The following is a 16,005-nucleotide window of genomic DNA, read 5'->3' on the forward strand; positions in this document are numbered from 1 at the left end:
AAAATTGTCAACACTTGAAGTATAAATTCACAAGCAAAATTGCATTTTTAAGGTATAATAATGGATTCCCCAACTGCATTTTGTGAGCTGAATCCATGTCTGTTGTTCTGCCCTTGCGCGGTGTAACCGCCCTTTCCGATTTCCGTGTTGAAAAACTCTTCCAAAAAGCAGCTGCTCTCGGCCTGCCCGAAGTCAAATTAAGCAGCGAATTTTGGTATTTTGTCGGTAGCGAAAAAGCACTTGATGCCGCGACAGTCGAAAAACTGCAAGCCTTGTTGGCGGCGCAAAGCGTTGAACAAACGCCCGAAGCGCGCGAGGGCTTGCATTTATTTTTGGTAACGCCCCGTTTGGGTACGATTTCGCCGTGGGCTTCCAAGGCGACCAATATCGCGGAAAACTGCGGTTTGGAAGGCATAGAGCGCATCGAGCGCGGCATGGCGGTGTGGCTGGAAGGTCGTCTGAATGATGAACAGAAACAGCAATGGGCGGCTTTGCTGCACGACCGCATGACTGAATCCGTGCTGCCCGATTTTCAGACGGCCTCCAAATTATTCCACCATCTCGAATCCGAAACCTTTTCCACCGTCGATGTTTTGGGCGGCGGCAAAGAGGCTTTGGTCAAAGCCAATACCGAAATGGGTTTGGCACTCTCCGCCGACGAAATCGATTATCTGGTTGAAAACTATCAGGCTTTGCAGCGCAATCCGTCCGATGTTGAGCTGATGATGTTCGCGCAGGCAAACAGCGAACACTGCCGCCACAAAATCTTCAACGCCGATTTCATCCTCAACGGCGAAAAACAGCCGAAATCCCTCTTCGGCATGATACGCGATACGCACAACGCGCATCCCGAAGGCACGGTCGTCGCCTATAAAGACAATTCGTCCGTGATTGAAGGCGCGAAAATCGAGCGTTTCTATCCGAATGCGGCGGAAAACCAAGGCTACCGTTTCCACGAGGAAGACACGCACATCATCATGAAAGTGGAAACGCACAACCACCCGACCGCTATCGCGCCGTTTGCCGGTGCGGCAACAGGTGCGGGCGGTGAAATCCGCGACGAAGGCGCAACGGGCAAAGGCTCACGTCCGAAAGCAGGCTTGACCGGCTTTACCGTGTCCAACCTCAACATTCCCGACCTCAAACAGCCGTGGGAACAAGACTACGGCAAGCCGGAACACATTTCCTCGCCGCTGGACATCATGATCGAAGGTCCCATCGGCGGTGCGGCGTTCAACAACGAATTCGGCCGCCCCAACCTCTTGGGCTACTTCCGCACTTTTGAAGAGAAGTTTGAAGGTCAAGTTCGCGGCTACCACAAACCGATTATGATCGCCGGCGGCTTGGGCAGTATTCAGGCGCAGCAGACGCATAAAGACGAAATCCCCGAAGGCGCGTTGCTGATCCAACTGGGCGGCCCGGGCATGCTCATAGGCTTGGGCGGCGGCGCGGCTTCTTCGATGGATACCGGCACGAACGATGCCTCTTTGGACTTCAACTCCGTACAACGCGGCAACCCCGAAATCGAACGCCGCGCGCAGGAAGTGATCGACCGCTGCTGGCAGCTCGGCGACAAAAACCCGATTATCTCCATCCACGACGTCGGCGCGGGCGGCCTGTCCAACGCCTTCCCCGAACTCGTTAACGATGCCGGACGCGGCGCGGTATTCAAGCTGCGCGAAGTGCCGCTGGAAGAACACGGCCTCAACCCGCTGCAAATCTGGTGCAACGAATCGCAAGAGCGTTATGTGTTGTCGATTTTGGAAAAAGATTTGGACACCTTCCGCGCCATCTGCGAACGCGAACGCTGCCCGTTTGCCGTAGTCGGCACGGCGACCGACGACGGCCACTTAAAAGTACGCGACGACTTGTTCTCCAACAACCCCGTCGATTTGCCGCTGAACGTCTTGCTCGGCAAACCGCCCAAAACCACACGCAGCGACAAAACCGTAAGGTCGTCTGAAAAACCGTTTAACGCGGGCAATATCGACATCACCGAAGCCGCCTACCGTGTTTTGCGCCTGCCTACCGTAGCCGCCAAAAACTTCCTGATTACCATCGGCGACCGCAGCGTCGGTGGCATGACCCACCGCGACCAAATGGTCGGCAAATACCAAACCCCCGTAGCTGACTGCGCCGTGACCATGATGGGTTTCAACACCTATCGCGGCGAAGCAATGTCTATGGGTGAAAAACCGACCGTCGCCCTGTTTGACGCGCCCGCCTCGGGCAGAATGTGTGTCGGCGAAGCCATCACCAACATCGCGGCGGTCAACATCGGCGACATCGGCAACATCAAACTTTCCGCCAACTGGATGGCGGCGTGCGGCAACGAGGGCGAAGACGAAAAACTCTACCGCACCGTCGAGGCCGTCTCCCAAGCCTGTCAGGCATTGGATTTGAGCATTCCCGTGGGCAAAGACAGCCTGTCGATGAAAACCGTGTGGCAGGACGGCGAAGAGAAAAAATCCGTCGTTTCACCGTTGAGCCTGATTATCTCCGCGTTCGCGCCTGTGAAAGACGTGCGCAAAACCGTTACGCCCGAATTGAAAAACGTCGAAGACAGCGTATTGCTGTTTATCGATTTGGGCTTCGGCAAAGCGCGTATGGGCGGCTCGGCGTTCGGTCAGGTCTATAACAATATGAGCGGCGAAGCGCCCGACTTGGACGATACAGGTCGTCTGAAAGCCTTTTACGGCGTGATTCAACAGCTTGTTGCCGAAGACAAACTCTTGGCGTATCACGACCGCAGCGACGGCGGCTTGTTTGCGACGTTGGTGGAAATGGCGTTTGCGGGGCGTTGCGGCTTGAATGTGGATTTGACTTCACTGGTTGCCAACCAAGCCGACGTCAACGAAGCCAGCATACGCGCATTGTTCAATGAAGAACTGGGCGCAGTGATTCAAATTGCCAAACAAGATGTTGCGGCAGTAGAAGCCTTGTTCAAAGCGGCAACGCTGCCCTTGCATACCGTTGCCACCATCGGTACTGACGAAAAAATCGTTATCCGCAATCAGGCAGGCATCGTGTTGGAACAAACCCGCGCCGACCTGCAACGCGCATGGCAGAAAACCAGCCACGCCATCCAACGCCTGCGCGACAACCCTGCCTGCGCCGACAGCGAGTTCGCCCTGATTGGCGACAACGACCGCAGCGCATTGTTTGCCGACGTGAAGTTCGACGTGAACGAAGACATCGCCGCGCCGTTCATCAACAGCAGTGCGAAACCCAAAATCGCCATCCTGCGCGAACAGGGCGTGAACGGGCAAATCGAAATGGCCGCCGCCTTTACCCGCGCCGGATTCGATGCCTACGACGTACATATGTCTGACCTGATGGCAGGCCGTGTCCACCTTGCCGACTTCAAAATGCTGGCGGCGTGCGGCGGCTTCAGCTACGGCGACGTACTCGGCGCGGGCGAAGGCTGGGCGAAATCCATCCTGTTCCACCCCGCCCTGCGCGACCAGTTCGCCGCCTTCTTCGCCGACCCGAACACGCTGACATTGGGCGTGTGCAACGGCTGCCAAATGGTCAGCAACCTCGCCGAAATCATCCCCGGCACGGCAGGCTGGCCGAAGTTCAAGCGCAACCTGAGCGAACAGTTCGAAGCGCGCCTGAGCATGGTTCACGTCCCCAAATCAGCCTCCCTGATTCTGAACGAAATGCAAGGCTCCAGCCTGCCCGTCGTCGTCAGCCACGGCGAAGGCCGCGCCGACTTCGCGCTTCACGGCGGCAAAATTTCAGACGGCCTCGGCATCGCGCTGCAATACGTCGACGGACAAAACCAAGTTACCCAAACCTACCCGCTCAACCCCAACGGCTCGCCGCAGGGCATCGCCGGCGTGACCAACGCCGACGGCCGCGTCACCATCATGATGCCCCACCCCGAACGCGTGTACCGCGCCGCGCAAATGAGCTGGAAACCGGAAGACTGGACAGAACTGTCCGGCTGGTACCGCCTCTTCGCCGGAGCGAGGAAGGCTTTGGGTTAACCGGCAGGCTGATTTGATTCGGCTTTAAAGAAAAGGTCGTCTGAAAACGATTTAGCGGATTCTGTTATATCTGTTTTCAGACGACCTTTATATATTCTTTTACGTATAAGACCGAACCAATGCGTATGAAGACCGAACCAACCGCCGTCATTCCCGCGCAGGCGGGAATCCAGACCTCTGTATTTCAGAAATACTCAAAGACTACTGTAAATCCAAGCTTCTGGATTCCCGCCTGCGCGGGAATGACGACCTAGATTTTTTTGTCCCGAACCTATATATACAAAAAAACTTAGTTGAATTTATAGAAAGATTTGGAGAAACTTATGTCTGACATAGTAATTTTTAAAAACATGCCGAATGATGATGAATTTATTGAATGGATTGAGAACAACCAAAATGGTTTTGTACTAAACATAAACAAAGGTAAAACCAAACCTATATACCCTATGTTGCACAAAGCTAGTAGTGGTTGTGGCAGCTTTCCAACTGAAAAAAAAGGCGAAAATTGGACAACAAAAGGTTCAGATTATTTTAAAGTTTGTTCCAACTCCCGAGAGAGACTCAGAAAATGGAGTTGGAATGAATATGATAGAGAAAATAGATGTAAAGCTTGTTTTAAAAAGGAATTAGACGAAGAAAATACAGCTTGGCTAACTGAAGAACCAAATTTTTACACAACTTCTATCCCACACTTAGGAAAAAATATAGCTGAACTCGAAAACCGTTTAGCCTCCGAAACTAGCCCAGAAAAGCAAACCGAACTAAAAAGCTTAATAAAAGTCCGCAGAGGGCAAAATCAATTCCGGCAAGACGTATTCAAACTATATCCGAGCTGTCCACTGACAGGTCTAGATATCGAGTCTTTACTCATTGCCAGCCATATCAAACCTTGGAGTGTGTGCAATAATAACGAACGTTTAGATCCCTTCAATGGTCTGATGCTCGCACCCAATATCGACGCATTATTCGATAAAGGACTAATTACGTTTGATCCCGACGGTACGATAAAAATCAGTCCAAAAATCGATCTGGAAAATCAAAAGCGACTTGGAATTTCTTCCCGTATGAAATTAAAAATTCGACCGAAAAGCGAAAAATATTTTGAGTATCACCGCAACCATGTTTTCCAAAAATAAGAATAAATAGTGTTGAACAGTCCGTTGATTTAAGGTCGTCTGAAAACGATTTAGCGAACCATGCTCTATCTGTTTTCAGACGACCTTTTTGCGTCCTTTTGCGTACAAATACTAACCAATTACCGTCATTCCCGCGCAGGCGGGAATGACGGCGGCGAAGTGTTTTTTGGATTCCTATTAGCGTATTCTGCAAGCAGAAGCATCATTCTGTATAATTCCCACTTTTAAACTATAATCGACATATTCAGACGGCCTTTTCCGACATTATGACTCGACAAGCCTTTATCCTCAGCGATTGCGAATTTCCCGAATGCGGAGAAAAGCCTTACGCCCTGTTGACCGCGAATCCGACGAAGGAACACCACTTCATCGCCCAAACCGAGCAGCGGCAGCATGCGCATAATCCGCAGGTCAGCCCGCAAAACCAAAACGTTTACCGCCTGCCGCTGTCTATGTTCCATACTGGCGAAAAAGCCCGCGGTAAAGAACAAAACCGCAGCGAAGCGATAAGCGTCAACATCATCGGCAACTTGGCCGCGAAAAACCTCTATACGCTGACCTTTGTCGAAGACTCCGCCAACCAATACAATCTGGAAAGCTGGTTCAACCGTCATGAAAGCGGCTACGAAGAGGCCTGCAATCATCTGCGCACCTTACCTGCAGGCCGTCTGAAAACACCTACGGCAAATGCCGATACCGTCAAAGTACCGGATACCTTGTGGCGGATATTGCGGCTGAAATTCCTCGGCATTCTGCGCAATCCGCACAACCATAAAAACCTGTTTGCCCACCGCCTGCACCAAACACTTCGGGCGCGGCTGCCGGAAGTCGGTTTTGAATTTGTCCGCTTGATCAGCAAACGCGACCCCAAGCGCATTGAAGCCATTATGCAGGACTACCGTTTCACTTTTCTCGGCTATGTTGATTGGCTGGGCGGGCTTTACGGTATGTTGAGCGAAGGCGTGGTGCAGCCGTCGCTGTTTGAACGGTTGTTTTGCAACATCTTTGCCGAACCCGAAGCCGTGAAAATCGAATTGTTCCGCTATCCGGAAAACACGGGGCTGTGCCTGTTTGGCGACAGCAGTTTCTGCCTGCAAGCCTCGGCCAAACTATTCAGCGTCGGCGTTAATATTTCGCACGATATGTTTGCCGTCATCCATCTGCAAACCAACCGTTGGCACGCGTTTAAGAATACCTTTCATCACGACGCGCCCAAACTGCAAGGCCAAGTGCGGATTATCGATGGCGACCAAACCCAAAGATTGCTGTTCAACCGACTGTGCATCCATCAAGCCCATGAAGCCGTGTTCGGCCAAAGCCCGAATATCAAAGATTATTTGGAGGCCGTCTGAAACCCCTAACCAGAAGAAAGCATATGAAAATCACGCCAATCCAAGCCCTAAACGACAACTACATCTGGATGATTCAAGAAGGCAATCATGCCGCCTGCGTCGATCCGTCTGATGCCACACCCGTTTTGAAATTCCTCGTCCACAACCGTCTGATGCTGGCGCAAACATGGATTACCCATCCACACCCCGACCATACCGGCGGCGCGAAAAGCCTGTTCCACGGCTTTTTAGAATCCCCAATCTATGGCGAAAGCGACATCGACGTAGCGACGCATACCGTTACCGCAGGTACGCAGTTCCCGTTTGGCGAAGGCTTGGTTACCGTTTGGGCAACCCCCGGCCATACCGACCGCCACATCAGCTATCTGTTGGAAAATTCAGACGGCCTGCACGTTTTCTGCGGCGATACCTTGTTCTCCGCCGGTTGCGGCCGCGTATTTACCGGAACGATTGAGCAGCTTTACGACAGCTTCCACCGATTCAACCAACTGCCCGAAGAAACGCTGTTTTATCCGGCGCACGAATATACAGCCTCCAATCTGCGCTTTGCCCTGCATATCGAGCCAGACAATGCCGACATTCAGACGGCCTTGGCCACAGCCGAACACACGCCGACACTGCCTGTCAGCCTGGCACACGAACGCAAAGTCAATCCGTTTTTCCGCGTACACCTACCTCAAGTTCAGGCACGTGCCGAAGAATTGAGCGGACGAAAACTTAACAGCGAACTCGAAGTCTTTGCTGCTTTGCGTGAATTGAAAAATCAATTTTAATTGGGCTTGATCCCTAAAGAATAAGGCCGTCTGAATAATATCTGTTCAGACGGCCTTTATTATTTAGAGATTATTCCCATTCAATCGTGGCAGGCGGTTTGCCGCTGACATCATAAACCACGCGGTTGATGCCTTTGACTTCGTTGATGATGCGGTTGGACACGCGGCCGAGCAGCGAATATGGCAGCTCTGCCCAGTGGGCAGTCATAAAGTCGCTGGTAATCACGGCACGCAAGGCAACGACGTAATCGTATGTGCGGCCGTCACCCATCACGCCGACGGATTTCACAGGCAGGAATACGGCAAAGGCTTGGCTGGTTAGGTCGTACCAAGATGTGCCGTTTTCGTCGGTAGTATTGCGCAATTCTTGGATGAAAATATCGTCTGCCTGACGCAGCAAATCGGCGTATTCTTTTTTCACTTCGCCCAAGATGCGCACGCCCAAACCGGGGCCGGGGAACGGATGGCGGTACACCATTTCGCGCGGCAAGCCCAAAGCGACGCCCAATTCGCGCACTTCGTCTTTGAACAAGTCGCGCAACGGCTCAAGCAGCTTGAGCTTCATGTTTTCAGGCAGGCCGCCGACATTGTGGTGGGATTTGATGGCATGGGCTTTTTTGGTTTTCGCGCCTGCGGATTCGATTACGTCAGGGTAAATCGTACCTTGCGCCAACCATTTGGCGTTGGTAAGTTTTTTCTCTTCAGCGTCAAATACTTCGATAAATTCCGCACCGATGATTTTGCGTTTTTTCTCCGGATCGGTCACGCCGGCAAGTTTCGCCAAAAACTGCTCTTCAGCATCAACGTGAATCACGCGTACGCCCAAGTTGCGGGCAAACATATCCATCACCATTTTGTCCTCATTCAAACGCAACAAACCGTGGTCAACAAACACGCAGGTCAGTTGGTCGCCGATGGCACGGTGAATCAGCGCAGCCGCTACGGAAGAGTCCACGCCGCCCGACAGACCTAAAATCACTTCGTCGCTGCCGACTTGTTCGCGGATTTTGGCAACAGCTTCTTCGATGTAGTTCGGCATGGTCCAGCTTGGTTGTGCGCCGCAAATATCCAAGACAAAGCGGTTCAACAACGCACGGCCTTGTTTGGTGTGGGTCACTTCAGGGTGGAATTGGATGCCGTAGAATTGTTTCTCAGCGTTTTCCATCATGGCAATCGGGCAAGACGGGGTGTCGCCGATGACAGAGAAGCCGGTAGGCAGTTTGGAAACTTTATCGCCATGGCTCATCCATACGTCGAGCGTGTTTGGCGCATCATCTTGAATGCCGCGTGTCAGCTCGCTGTCGATGGTTTTAACTTGCGCATAACCGAATTCGCGTTGGTTGCCCGGGCTAACTTCGCCGCCCAAGTGGTGCGCCATAAATTGCATGCCGTAGCAAATACCCAAAACTGGAATGCCCAAATCAAAAATACCGGTATCGGCTTGATAATCGGATTCGTAAACGGAATTAGGGCCGCCGGAGAGGATGATGCCTTTCGGGTTGAAAGCTTTGATTTCTTCCAAAGGCATGTCAAAAGAATGCAGTTCGCAGTAAACATGGGCTTCGCGCACGCGGCGGGCGATCAGCTGGGTAACTTGCGAGCCGAAGTCGAGAATAAGGATTTTGTCTTGGGTCATGGCGGAAACTTTGCAAAATGTAAGAAAACGGTGCGGCCATGAGGGCAAATTTCAAATTTAAACCACAATAAAAAAGGCCGTCTGAAACGGCGGATTATACCATTGTTCAGACGGCCTTTATAGGGCAAAACCCAAATCTCTCATCTTTCTATTTTGTGTGTTTTTCAGGAATCATATCACTGCGCGAGAGCAACAGCAGGCAACCCAACACGACCATGCCGATGGCCAACAGCGGCGAGAGGTAAATCCAGTAGCTCATGTGCAGATAAATGGCTGTACCGATATAAACCAGCATCGGGCCGGAAACGATGGACTGTTTGTTGATGCCGTCCATAATCAATACGGCAAGGCCCAAAATAATTAATGCGCCGGCAATCATTGTCGATGTCGCAGGCAAAATATCCGTAGCGCGTAAAAACCAAATCGCACCAAAGATAATCAAAAATAAAGGCAGAAAAAGTGAGGGGCGGGACATAACAACGCTCCGTAAAGGTTTCAGACGGCCTGTATTATTGGGTGCGTCGGCCATGCAGGCAAGATATAAAAATGCAATCTTGTGTGTAATTATGCAAAGGTTGTCTCAACCAAAAGGCCGTCTGAACCGCGGCAAACCGAAATCAAATATTTCAATTTCCCCTGTTATAGACGGCCTTTTAAATCATCAGGCTTTGCCGGTGCTGCCGAATCCGCCTTCACCGCGCTCGCTGGCGGCAAACTCGTCCACAACTTTAAACGCGGCTTGGACAACCGGCACAATCACCATTTGCGCGATACGCTCCATCGGCTCGATGGTAAACGCTTCTTTACCACGGTTCCACAAAGAAACCTTCAATTCGCCTTGATAATCCGAGTCAATCAAACCGACCAAATTACCCAAAACAATACCGTGTTTATGACCCAGGCCGGAACGCGGCAACAAAACGGCTGCATACGCAGGGTTGGCCAAATGTACGGCCAAACCGGTCGGAACGAGATACACATCGCCCGGCTGCAACACAACAGCTTCATCCAAGCAGGCGCGCAAGTCCAAACCGGCAGAACCGGGCGTTGCATAAGCAGGCAGAGAATCGGCCATTTTCGGATTTAAGATTTTCAGTTCGACTTCGGTTTGCATGACAGGACTCCGTATTGTTCTATATTGGAAAGGGCTACGATTATACACAAATGCCCTTGAGGCCGTCTGAAAAAACGGAGTATGATTCAGTCAGACCTAAGGAGGAAAATCATGGATCTGCACAATATCCGCGAAGATTACAGCAAACGCGAGCTGTCGGAAGCCGAATGCCACGCCGACCCGATTGTCCAATTCGAGCAATGGCTGAACGAAGCGATTCACGCCGAAGTCAACGAACCGACCGCGGTCAACGTTGCCGCCGTGGGCGAAGACGGCAGGCCCAACAGCCGCATGGTATTGCTGAAAGAAGTCAACCCCAAAGGCTTTGTTTTCTTTACCAATTACCACAGCCGAAAAGGCCGTTCCTATACGGCTCACCCTTTTGCCGCCATGACTTTTTTCTGGCCGGAACTCGAACGCCAAGTGCGCGTTGAAGGGCGCATTGAAAAACTCGATGCCGCCGCTTCGGACGAATATTTTGAAAGCCGCCCGTATACCAGCCGTATCGGTGCATGGGCAAGTGCGCAAAGCGAAGTGATTTCCAGCAAAGCCGTATTGGTGGCCAAAGCCGCGGCCGTCGGTGTCAAACACCCCCTGCATGTTCCCCGCCCGCCGCATTGGGGCGGATACCTCGTTATTCCCGACCGCATCGAATTCTGGCAAGGCCGCCCCAGCCGCCTACACGACCGCATCCAATACCGCTTAGTTGATGGCAACTGGATACGCGAACGCCTTTCGCCATAATTTTCGGATTTTCAAACAAAAATTTACTGGTTGAGTTACAATACAACCTTTCATCGGCAGGCCGTCTGAATTTGATTTTCAGACGGCCTTTTCCCCCAATCCAACCCCTGCCGCAACCGCCGCAGAAGAACCGCTTTTTCAAGCGAGTTAGGAAAAATCATGTCCAAACAGCCTTCCAGCAAACGCCAATGGCGCGACGGCGTATCCTCTACCGCCAAAAAACCTTCCAAACCGGCCAAATCCTTTGCCAATAAGAAACGTCCAGACGACGAACGAAAAACATCAGGCAAACCTTACGGCCAAAAAGTTTCAGACGGCCCCAAAGCTCAAAATACCGCCCCAAAACAACGAGCCGCCAAAGCCAAAAAACTGGTGGTCCGTAATCCCAACCAAAAAATCATGGAGCACGCCCGCGATTTGAAAGAACGCCGCAGCGACCTTTCACGCTTTGAACCCGAGCGCCTGCAAAAAGTCCTGGCCGCTTCCGGTGTCGGCTCACGTCGCGAAATGGAAGAATGGATCAGCAACGGCTGGGTAACAGTCAACGGCCGCGTAGCGCAACTGGGCGAAAAAGTTACGCCTGACGACCACGTTACCGTCAAAGGCAGCATCATCAAACTCAAATGGGCCGACCGCCTTCCACGCATCATCCTCTACTACAAACAAGAAGGCGAAATCGTTTCCCGCGACGACCCGCAAGGCCGCGTCAGCATTTTCGACCGCCTGCCGCAAGCAGCCAGCAGCCGCTGGGTAGCCATCGGCCGTTTGGACATCAATACCAGCGGCCTTTTGATCCTAACCACTTCAGGCGAACTTGTTCAACGCTTTGCCCATCCCAGCTTTGAAGTAGAACGCGAATACGCCGTGCGCGTATTGGGCGAGTTGACCACCGAACAAATGCGCGTCCTGACCGAAGAAGGTGTCATGCTCGAAGACGGTTTGGCTAAAGTAGAACGCATCTACGAACAAGGCGGTGAAGGCGCGAATAAATGGTACAACGTCGTCATCAAAGAAGGCCGCAACCGAGAAGTACGCCGTATTTTTGAAAGCCAAGGCCTGACCGTCAGCCGCCTCGTCCGCGTAGGCTTCGGCCCTATCGGCCTGCCAAACCGCCTCAAACGCGGCCAGTTCTACGAACTCAATCCGGCAGAAGTCGCCAACATCATCAAATGGGCAGATATGCTGCTGCCTGGCGAACGTCGCCGGAAGAAAAGTTAATGTAAGATAAATCGGGGCTGAGACTTTTGCAAAATCGTCTCAGCCCGACAAAATCTTGCCTAAGTCATAAAAATAGTGGGTATTGAAAGGATTTTCCTTATCCAACACATTCATCGGACTGCCATGTCTGACAAATAATACAGGCATTTTTTCATCGTTGCCTCCTTAATATCTGATGAGGCGGATTGTACGGATAAATGATTAAGCAATAAATCTCAATTTATGAACAACATATTTTCCAAATAGGAAATTATGAAATATTCTTTGGCTTTGCTGTAAAGTTAAAAAGAGGTCGTCCGAAAATGGTTTCAGACGACCTTTGCTTATTTAATTGGTATTTTTTAGCAACTATATTATTTAGTAAAACAAAGTTGACTTACATTTATGCAATACCTAATTTCTGATTAATAACTTTTCGTACATCATCATCTTTACTCAAGACAATAGGAAACCCTGTTACATCTAACACCTTGCTAGCTATAGATACTTCTAGTTTCTCTTCCTCATTAATTTGATGATGAAATATTGATGATGGCCTACCTAATGCATTCAAATTTTTTGCCCCTTCAGCATAATGGGCATGAATTGGAGAAATAAAGGATAAAAATTCATCTCGAATCGCTCTTGATTCATCAATGGGTTCACTATTTGAAGCAAATTTCAAGCACTTTATAATGTCTTGGTATCTACTTTCAAGATTATCTTCTGATAAAGATAAAATTTTTTCACTTTCAATAACAGAAGCATTAACTTTATCTTCAATTACATTATCATCATAATAGGATTCAATAGCTCCTTTTCTTAAAATAAACAACCCTACTTCTTCAAAAATATCAAATAATACAGTAATTCTATTTTTCAATTTCTCCCATTCACCACTTAAATTATCATGGTTAAGCAAAGTAAATAAGACCGAGCGTTTTTTATTTAATACCTCATCTTGTAGCAAAGTGAAATAAGGATAATTTTTAGCAATTTCTGCAATCTCATCCCAATTTTTATCAACTAATGTACAAAATTTGTTATAAATATCATTAGTCACCTTCAAAATACCATCCATTCCTTGTTTACTTGCTAAAGTATCAGCTATATTTCTTATTTCCTCATCACTAAAATAAGAGTTAATTAAATTTAGACCATCAGCAAAACAGTCTGCATCAACTAAAACTGTTGGTATTTTACCCATCAGTCTAAATAATTTAACTGTTTCAGGCATGGCTCCTTTTCCATTAATCGGCAATATCTGTGAACCTGCTGCTTCAAGATTTAAATATAATTTATCTGAAAGTGTATTGCAGATAATGACGTCAGATGGGCCTTCAACTAAAAGTGGTGTTTTAGAAAATAAGGCTAATTTGTGTTCTTGCCCCAATCGAGCAACAAGACCTTTTACTTGTTTATTTTGTAACTCTCCTGCATCTTTAGGAATCTGAATAGGTTCTTCTTTTAAATCATTACAAAAAATAAAAGATAACAAATCATCTGTTTTAGAAATCTTGATCATTTCTGTTGAGTGTGTTGCCATCACAATTATTTTTTTATAGTCATCTTCACCAGGAATTCCTGCAACTCGTGTAATTTCTTTGAGTAGAAAGGCTTGTAATTGTGGGTGTAATGAAACTTCAGGTTCATCAATAAGTAAAACGCCAACCTCATCATCGTATAGTGCAGATAAAATTCCAACGAGATGTAATAACCCAGATGCTTCACGAGCAGATGAGTAATAAGTATTGCTAGCTCCTATTCTTGAAAAGGAGACTTTTAGATAACCAGAATCCCAGTCTATTTCAATATCTCTTTTGAATAATTTTCGCAACCTCTCTTGAACTTTAATAAGTATATCTGGGCATTTATAGAGAGTATGAAGATCTCCTGAAATTGATTCTATTTGATGGCGTTGCTCGGTTTCATACTTATCTCCAAATTTTGCTTGATCAATATCATATGAATATTGATCTGTTTTTGAACGATATTGTTCTAATGGGGCTAACCGTCCAGCAGAAATAAAACGAACTTTTTTATTCGTGAGAGCATTAAAACTTCCTTTTAACCCTTTTAATAAATGAGTTTTGCCCGAACCATTTGGACCAACAATAAATGTTAATGGTGATCTTAGCTCAATTCCTCTAGAAAAATCACCTTCATGGCTATTGATATGAGCAGTAATAGATAATGGAAATTCCATAATTTAGTTCCTTAGCAATTAACATATTAAGTAGCATAAACTTTCAAGCTCTTCGCCTTCAAATTCTCTTCCGCTTTGACTTCAATAAGCACAACATTTTGCCCATATTGCAGCACAAAATCCAATTCTACCGTGTCTTTTCCGATTTCTCAGTATAGGACTGTATTGTCTTTAGTATCGTATCAATCAGTTTTTGCAAGACACATTGTTCAGTCGGTGCACCTTGGAATTCGGTGAGAATGCGATTTCTTTTGAATAGGATCTCTGCATCCCAAAAGCTTGGTGTAGCAAGTAGCCCAATATCTAAACTGAAGAATTTGAAGGTATTATCTTAATAGTTGAATAGGTGTAAGATTTGGCTTTTGCTGCATAGCTCGATGTGCACCAAACCGCTGTCTTCTGGATGAGGTCGGTTTGCACGGTTTGGCAAGTGTCGTTTTGCACGCCGTTTTCCGCCTATTTTTTGAGCATTTCAAGACCTCGGTCGTCTGAAATTTGACGCCACTCTGTCCAAGTGTTATTAATAATTCCTATTCACAAACAAACAGGAATAAATATGAAAAAAGTTGGTAACAAAGTGGTCGTTGTGGGCTTGGGCGCGGTCGGTGTCAGCTACGCCTATTCCATGCTCAACCAAGCCTTGTGCGACGACATGGTTTTAATCGACATCAACCGCACGCGCGCGGAAGGCGAAGCGCGCGACTTCCGCCACGGAATGCCTTATGCCGCCTCGCCTGCGCGCATTTACGTCGGCGATTACGATGATTGCTCGGATGCAGACATCGTGTGTATTTGTGCGGGCGCGGCGCAGGCTCCCGGCGAAACCCGTTTGGACTTAATCGACAAAAACCTGCGCATCTTCCACGACATCGTTTCGAAAGTCATGGCTTCGGGCTTTGACGGCATCTTCTTGGTTGCCTCCAATCCTGTGGACGTACTGTCTTATGCCGTTCTGCGCTTTTCAGGGCTGCCCAAAGAGCGCGTTATCGGCTCAGGCACCATCCTTGACTCCGCCCGTTTCCGCGTTTGTCTGGGCAACGAATTCGACGTCGCGCCTTGGAGCGTCGATGCCATGATGATCGGCGAACACGGCGACAGCATCATTGCGCTTTGGAGTACCGCCAACATCGCTGGTATGTCGGTTCAGAAGATGTTGGAACAATCAGAAGACGGGCAGGCGCGTATGGACAAAATCTATAACACCGTGCGCAATGCCGCCTACGAAGTCATCGCCGCCAAAGGTTCGACCAGCCACGGCATCGGTATGGGCTTGAGCCGTATCTCCAACGCCATCCTGCACAATCAAGGCGTCGTGTTGCCCGTTTCCACCCTGCTTGAAGGCGAGTTCGGACAAAACGGTGTGTATATCGGCGTACCGACCGTCGTCAACCGCCAAGGCGCGGTCCGCATCATCGACCTGCAACTTTCCGACGATGAAACCGAACGCTTTGCCCGCTCGGCGGAGCTGTTGAAAAGCTATCAACGCAAAGTCGATGAAATGGTCGGATAAACAGAATCGCCTCTAAGTAAAACGTCGTCTGAAAACTGGAAATTTGGTTTTCAGACGACGTTTGCTATGTATGGGGAAGTTAATTCGTCAATATTCTAAATTCAAATAAAAAATACCTATATCTAAGTTACTTTATTTTCGATACACAATTTACCGATTGTCGTCATTCCCGCCCCCGCCTACGCGAGGACAGGCTACGGTGGGAATCCATTTTTGAAATTCGGAAACTGTTTTTCAAATAAAGGTTTCTCAAGTTTTACGATGGATTCCTGCCTGCGCAGGAATGACGGTACTAATCCGCCTATAACAAACGTCTCTGAAAACCAAATTTCCAGTTTTCAGACG

At 48.9% G+C, this 16,005-nt stretch carries 11 protein-coding genes and 1 pseudogene; 7 read left to right on the forward strand and 5 right to left on the reverse strand.

Going from position 1 to position 16,005, the window contains the following annotated elements; translation table 11 throughout:
• Window positions 1-95: 95 nt before the first annotated feature.
• The 4 genes from purL to gloB all read left to right on the forward strand — a co-directional run bounded on the left by purL (window position 96) and on the right by gloB (window position 7,253).
• Complete coding sequence (gene purL, locus HMPREF3052_RS00885) at window positions 96-3,992, forward strand: phosphoribosylformylglycinamidine synthase (protein ID WP_070747855.1); 3,897 nt, start codon at window positions 96-98, stop codon at window positions 3,990-3,992.
• Window positions 3,993-4,315: 323 nt separating this feature from the next.
• On the forward strand, window positions 4,316-5,128 hold the full coding sequence (locus tag HMPREF3052_RS00890) for an HNH endonuclease (protein WP_070747858.1): 813 nt from the start codon (window positions 4,316-4,318) through the stop codon (window positions 5,126-5,128).
• A 266-nt stretch (window positions 5,129-5,394) separates the two neighbouring features.
• Window positions 5,395-6,480 (forward strand): hypothetical protein, encoded by a 1,086-nt coding sequence (locus HMPREF3052_RS00895; protein WP_070747861.1) that lies wholly within the window; start codon window positions 5,395-5,397, stop codon window positions 6,478-6,480.
• Window positions 6,481-6,503: 23 nt separating this feature from the next.
• Entirely contained in the window at window positions 6,504-7,253 is a 750-nt protein-coding gene (gene gloB, locus HMPREF3052_RS00900; protein ID WP_070747863.1) for a hydroxyacylglutathione hydrolase, read from the forward strand.
• Between the two features lie 70 nt (window positions 7,254-7,323).
• On the opposite strand, the gene guaA is transcribed toward gloB, so the two are convergent.
• The 3 genes from guaA to dut all read right to left on the reverse strand — a co-directional run bounded on the left by guaA (window position 7,324) and on the right by dut (window position 10,003).
• Window positions 7,324-8,889 carry a glutamine-hydrolyzing GMP synthase gene (gene guaA, locus HMPREF3052_RS00905; protein WP_070747866.1) on the reverse strand — a complete coding sequence of 522 codons (1,566 nt, stop codon included), beginning with the start codon at window positions 8,887-8,889 and terminating at the stop codon, window positions 7,324-7,326.
• Window positions 8,890-9,037: 148 nt separating this feature from the next.
• A complete protein-coding gene (locus tag HMPREF3052_RS00910; protein ID WP_004464437.1) occupies window positions 9,038-9,364 on the reverse strand; it encodes a hypothetical protein in 327 nt (108 codons plus the stop codon).
• A 186-nt stretch (window positions 9,365-9,550) separates the two neighbouring features.
• Entirely contained in the window at window positions 9,551-10,003 is a 453-nt protein-coding gene (gene dut, locus HMPREF3052_RS00915) for a dUTP diphosphatase (RefSeq protein WP_003680707.1), read from the reverse strand.
• Window positions 10,004-10,114: 111 nt separating this feature from the next.
• Here dut and pdxH point away from each other — a divergent pair, with 111 nt between their 5' ends.
• On the forward strand, window positions 10,115-10,747 hold the full coding sequence (gene pdxH, locus HMPREF3052_RS00920; protein ID WP_003686383.1) for a pyridoxamine 5'-phosphate oxidase: 633 nt from the start codon (window positions 10,115-10,117) through the stop codon (window positions 10,745-10,747).
• A gap of 159 nt (window positions 10,748-10,906) precedes the next feature.
• Window positions 10,907-11,965 (forward strand): pseudouridine synthase, encoded by a 1,059-nt coding sequence (locus tag HMPREF3052_RS00925; protein WP_003686367.1) that lies wholly within the window; start codon window positions 10,907-10,909, stop codon window positions 11,963-11,965.
• A 75-nt stretch (window positions 11,966-12,040) separates the two neighbouring features.
• On the opposite strand, the pseudogene HMPREF3052_RS11875 reads toward HMPREF3052_RS00925, so the two are convergent.
• Both HMPREF3052_RS11875 and HMPREF3052_RS00930 read right to left on the reverse strand, forming a co-directional pair.
• Window positions 12,041-12,112: pseudogene (locus HMPREF3052_RS11875) on the reverse strand (dioxygenase); the annotation flags it as partial.
• Window positions 12,113-12,347: 235 nt separating this feature from the next.
• Entirely contained in the window at window positions 12,348-14,150 is a 1,803-nt protein-coding gene (locus HMPREF3052_RS00930; RefSeq protein ID WP_070747869.1) for an ATP-dependent nuclease, read from the reverse strand.
• 556 nt (window positions 14,151-14,706) lie between these two features.
• On the opposite strand from HMPREF3052_RS00930, the gene HMPREF3052_RS00935 reads away from it, so the two are divergent.
• The gene (locus tag HMPREF3052_RS00935) at window positions 14,707-15,660 is read left to right on the forward strand and encodes an L-lactate dehydrogenase (protein WP_049351069.1); all 954 of its coding nucleotides are present in this window, start codon (window positions 14,707-14,709) and stop codon (window positions 15,658-15,660) included.
• Window positions 15,661-16,005: the final 345 nt, after the last annotated feature.

Source organism: Neisseria sp. HMSC056A03 (genome assembly GCF_001815685.1).
Classification (GTDB): domain Bacteria; phylum Pseudomonadota; class Gammaproteobacteria; order Burkholderiales; family Neisseriaceae; genus Neisseria; species Neisseria subflava.